At 61.9% G+C, this 3660-nt stretch carries 5 protein-coding genes; 3 read left to right on the top strand and 2 right to left on the bottom strand.

What is annotated here, in order from left to right; translation table 11 throughout:
- Window positions 1-286: 286 nt before the first annotated feature.
- From cueR to NQV17_RS37565, 3 genes are all read left to right on the top strand, one after another.
- Window positions 287-691, top strand: coding sequence for a Cu(I)-responsive transcriptional regulator (gene cueR / locus NQV17_RS37575; protein ID WP_257776129.1), 405 nt, complete (start codon window positions 287-289; stop codon window positions 689-691).
- A 215-nt stretch (window positions 692-906) separates the two neighbouring features.
- Complete coding sequence (locus NQV17_RS37570; RefSeq protein WP_080294620.1) at window positions 907-1053, top strand: DUF3563 family protein; 147 nt, start codon at window positions 907-909, stop codon at window positions 1051-1053.
- Between the two features lie 113 nt (window positions 1054-1166).
- Window positions 1167-1535: a hypothetical protein gene (locus NQV17_RS37565; RefSeq protein ID WP_257776128.1), complete on the top strand. Its 369-nt coding sequence runs from the start codon at window positions 1167-1169 to the stop codon at window positions 1533-1535.
- Window positions 1536-1550: 15 nt separating this feature from the next.
- Here NQV17_RS37565 and NQV17_RS37560 read toward each other — a convergent pair whose 3' ends face one another.
- Together NQV17_RS37560 and NQV17_RS37555 are read right to left on the bottom strand one after the other, a co-directional pair.
- Window positions 1551-2396, bottom strand: a complete 846-nt coding sequence (locus tag NQV17_RS37560) for a 23S rRNA (adenine(2030)-N(6))-methyltransferase RlmJ (protein ID WP_124572230.1) — start codon at window positions 2394-2396, stop codon at window positions 1551-1553.
- Between the two features lie 111 nt (window positions 2397-2507).
- Complete coding sequence (locus NQV17_RS37555) at window positions 2508-3479, bottom strand: aldo/keto reductase (protein ID WP_257776127.1); 972 nt, start codon at window positions 3477-3479, stop codon at window positions 2508-2510.
- Between the last annotated feature and the right edge of the window lie 181 nt (window positions 3480-3660).

Below are 3660 nucleotides of genomic sequence, written 5' to 3'. Positions count from 1 at the left end.
AAGGCGGGGGTTTTTGCATTTGCAGCGCAGGAATGCGCGATCGCTGCAGGCGTTGGCGTGGTCGTCGGTGGGCGGAGGCCCCTCGATACAAACTGCATGCTGTCCCGAACCGGCAGATTTCGCAGCCACCACCTACCTCAATAAGGACATCTGGATTGCGGTCGATCCGGCCGTCACTGCCCACGCAGGAACGAAATCTCGCGATTTGATACGATCGAAATGTCGTCGACGGTTGCTTGCGTCGACGTTCGTGTTCGAACCAGTGCTTGATGGAGAGAGGCAGGGAATGAATATCGGCGACGCGTCGCGCGAATCCGGCGTCAGCGCAAAAATGATCCGGTACTACGAGCAGGTCGGCCTTCTTGCGCCGAGCAAGCGGAGCGACGCCGGATACCGCATCTACGGTTCGGATGACGTCCATATTCTGCGTTTCATCCGCCAGGCGCGGCGGCTCGGTTTTCTCGTCGAGGATATTCGCAAGCTGCTGATGCTCTGGCAAGACCGCTCCCGCGCCAGCGCTGAAGTGAAGTCGATCGCCCTCGAACACGTGGCCGAACTCGACAAACGCATCGCGGAATTGAGCGACATGCGCAATACACTTGCCGAGCTCGCCGCGCACTGCCATGGTGACGGGCGACCCGAATGCCCGATCTTGGCGCGCCTGGCCGACCCTGTCAGTGAACCAGATTAGTGCACATCCTCGAGGCCGAATAAGAGCTTCGATTCAATATCCTTAAGAATCAGTGGGTTGAAGTGAATAGTTCGTAAACCATTCCAAACAGGAATGGCTTCCATGCAAGCATTTCACTGGCATCTTGGTGCGGCATCGCTATAATTCGGGATAACCCTATACGGGAAATCCCTGAATCTCGATTCGCCAGGGGTCCCCCTTCCTTGGAGAACATCATGATCGCCTACATCGTTGAAAAGCTGAGCAACTGGTTCGAATCCGCAGAGCGTGAACGCCGTGAGGCTTACCTCGCGTCGTCGTCGGACATCGTCCAGCTCGAGAGCCGCATCCGCTCGCTCGAAGCCAACGGCTACTCGCTGTAATCGGAGTCACCGTCAGGTGCCGTGTGGCACCGAGCGAAAAGCAAGCCCCGTGTTGACGGGGCTTTGTTTTTTGTGCGTCCGATCTGGCGAAATCGTCGGCGCGGCGCTATGGTATGGGCCTGCTTTTCAACCGGAAGAATACGACCATGCGTTTGCGTTTCGATGTGCGTCACGTTTCCCGCGCGCGTCTCGTTCTGGGGGCCGCGGTGCTCGCTTACGGCATGGCGGCTGGTGCGGCGACGTCGTCCAGGCCGCTGATTCTCGATACGCAACGCGGGATCCAGGATGGCAAGGGTGGTCTGGTGTTGCAAACGGCTCCGTTATCGTCCGAACCGATCGTTGAGCCCGCAGGCATGCGAGCGCCGGCCGGGCAGGGACCCAATTCTTCGGTCCCGCTGTTTGTCGCGCCGTATATCAATATACCGGGCTGGGGTGGGTCGCCGGCCAATCAGCCGAGACCCGCGCCAAGACCGCAGCCGTAACGGAAAACCGTTCGCTCAGTTCCCGCGGTGCTCGATCTGGCACCGCGCGCCGCTGTCCTGTCCCAGGCGCTCGACGAGATAGGGCAGCGCTTCGTTCATGCTCTGCGCGAGCGTGTACGGCGGATTCAGGATGAACATTCCGCTGCCGTAAAGGCCCAGGCCATCTGCCGGCGGATTCGATACCGTTAGCGTCAGGTGCAGCCAGTTGTTCGGCTGCAGGCGCTTGAGCTGCTCCGGAAAACGCTGCGATTCCACCCGCGCAACCTGCGGATACCAGATCGCGTAACAGCCTGTCGCGAAACGCTTCAGGCATTCCGTCACGCAAGTCACCGTGCGCGCGTAGTCCTTCTTGTCCTCATAGGACGGATCGATCAGCACGAGCGCGCGTCGCGGCGGCGGCGGCAGCAGCGCCTTGATGCCCTCGAAGCCGTCACCGGCGAAAATCATCGCGCGGCGCCCCGCATCGCGGAAGTTGTGACGCAACACGTCGATTTCCGTCGTGTGCATTTCGAACAGGCGCATCCGGTCCTGCTCGCGCATCGATCGCCATGCGAGATACGGGGAGCCCGGATAGTAGTGCAGCTCACCGTCGTCGTTCAGCGCGCGCACCTCGTCGATGTAGTCGCCGAGCGCCTCGGGCAGGTTCTTTTCGTTCCACAGCGGCCCGATGCCGGTGTCGAATTCCCCTGTCTTGGCGGCATAACCGTCGCGCAGCGAATACACGCCGGCACCGGCGTGCGTGTCGATGTACCAGTACGACTTGTCTTTCTTGTTCAGGTAGCGCAGCAGCTGGACGACGACGGCGTGCTTGAGCACGTCCGCGTGGTTGCCTGCGTGAAAACCGTGACGATAACTGAGCATGGCTGGCTGCCTGAAACGAAGGGTGAATCGATGAAAACGGATGATCGCGCGGGGCCGTCGGGCCGCGCGCCAATGCGGCCGCGTATTGTACGCGAGTGGGCGTGAGCCGCCTTACTCGTATGCATCGCCGACGGCCTCCTCGATGCGTTGCTTGATCTCCGGCGTCAGTTTCGCGGCAACGTCGAGTGCGCGCATGTTGTCGCCGATCTGCTCGATTCGCGAGGCGCCCGTAATGACCGAACTCACGCGCGGATTCGCGAGTACCCATGCAATCGCGAGCTGGGCGGTGCTGCAGCCGAGTTCGGCCGCGATCTCGCCGAGCCGTTCGACCACATCGTTGCTGGCCGGATCCGTCAGCCGTTCGCGGAGCCAGTCATAGCCCGGCAATTGCGCGCGGCTGCCCGGCGGTACGCCGTTCCGGTACTTGCCGGTGAGCAGCCCCGATGCCAGCGGGCTCCAGGTCGTCAGGCCGAGGCCGTAGTCGTGATAGAGCCGTGCGTATTCCTGTTCGACCCGGGTACGGTGGAACAGGTTGTACTGCGGCTGCTCGACGACAGGCTTGTGCAGATGGTGCCGCTCGGCAATCTCGTACGCGGCGCGGATCTCGTCGGCGCTCCATTCGGACGTGCCCCAGTACAGCGCCTTGCCGCGTACGATCATGTCGCTCATCGCCCAGACGGTCTCCTCGATCGGTGTGTTCGGATCGGGGCGATGGCAGTACACGAGGTCGACATGGTCGAGCTGCAGCCGGCGCAGCGAGCCGTCGATCGCGTTCAGCAGATATTTCCGGTTCAGTGTGTGGTACTGGTTCGGCGCTTCCGCGAGCCCCCAGAAGAACTTCGTGGACACGAGGTAGCTGACGCGCGGCCAGCCGAGCGACTTGAGCGCCTGGCCCATGATTTCCTCGGATTTGCCACCCGCGTAGACCTCGGCGTTGTCGAAGAAATTGACGCCCGCATCGCGGGCCGCCGCAAGGCATTCGCGGGCGACCCGCTGATCGACCTGGTTGCCGTAGGTGACCCACGAGCCGAGCGAAAGCGCGCTGATCTGCAGGCCGGAGCGGCCTAGCCGTCGATAGTGCATGGGAATCTCCCGCGACTCGGAACCGACCTTAAGCTTAGACGTTTTGCGCGCGAACGGCGGGGCCGATCGTGCACAATAGCGGCTGGCCTCCACCTGCACGACCGCGACGAAAGCGGATGCAGCGGGGCGCGCTTTTTCGATCCGATAACGGAAGGAGACGGACATGGCAGCAGATCTGAAC

Origin of the sequence: Burkholderia sp. SCN-KJ, assembly GCF_024656005.1 — a bacterium.
In the GTDB taxonomy this organism is placed as follows: Bacteria; Pseudomonadota; Gammaproteobacteria; order Burkholderiales; family Burkholderiaceae; genus Burkholderia.
This window is presented reverse-complemented; position numbering and strand designations above follow the sequence as displayed.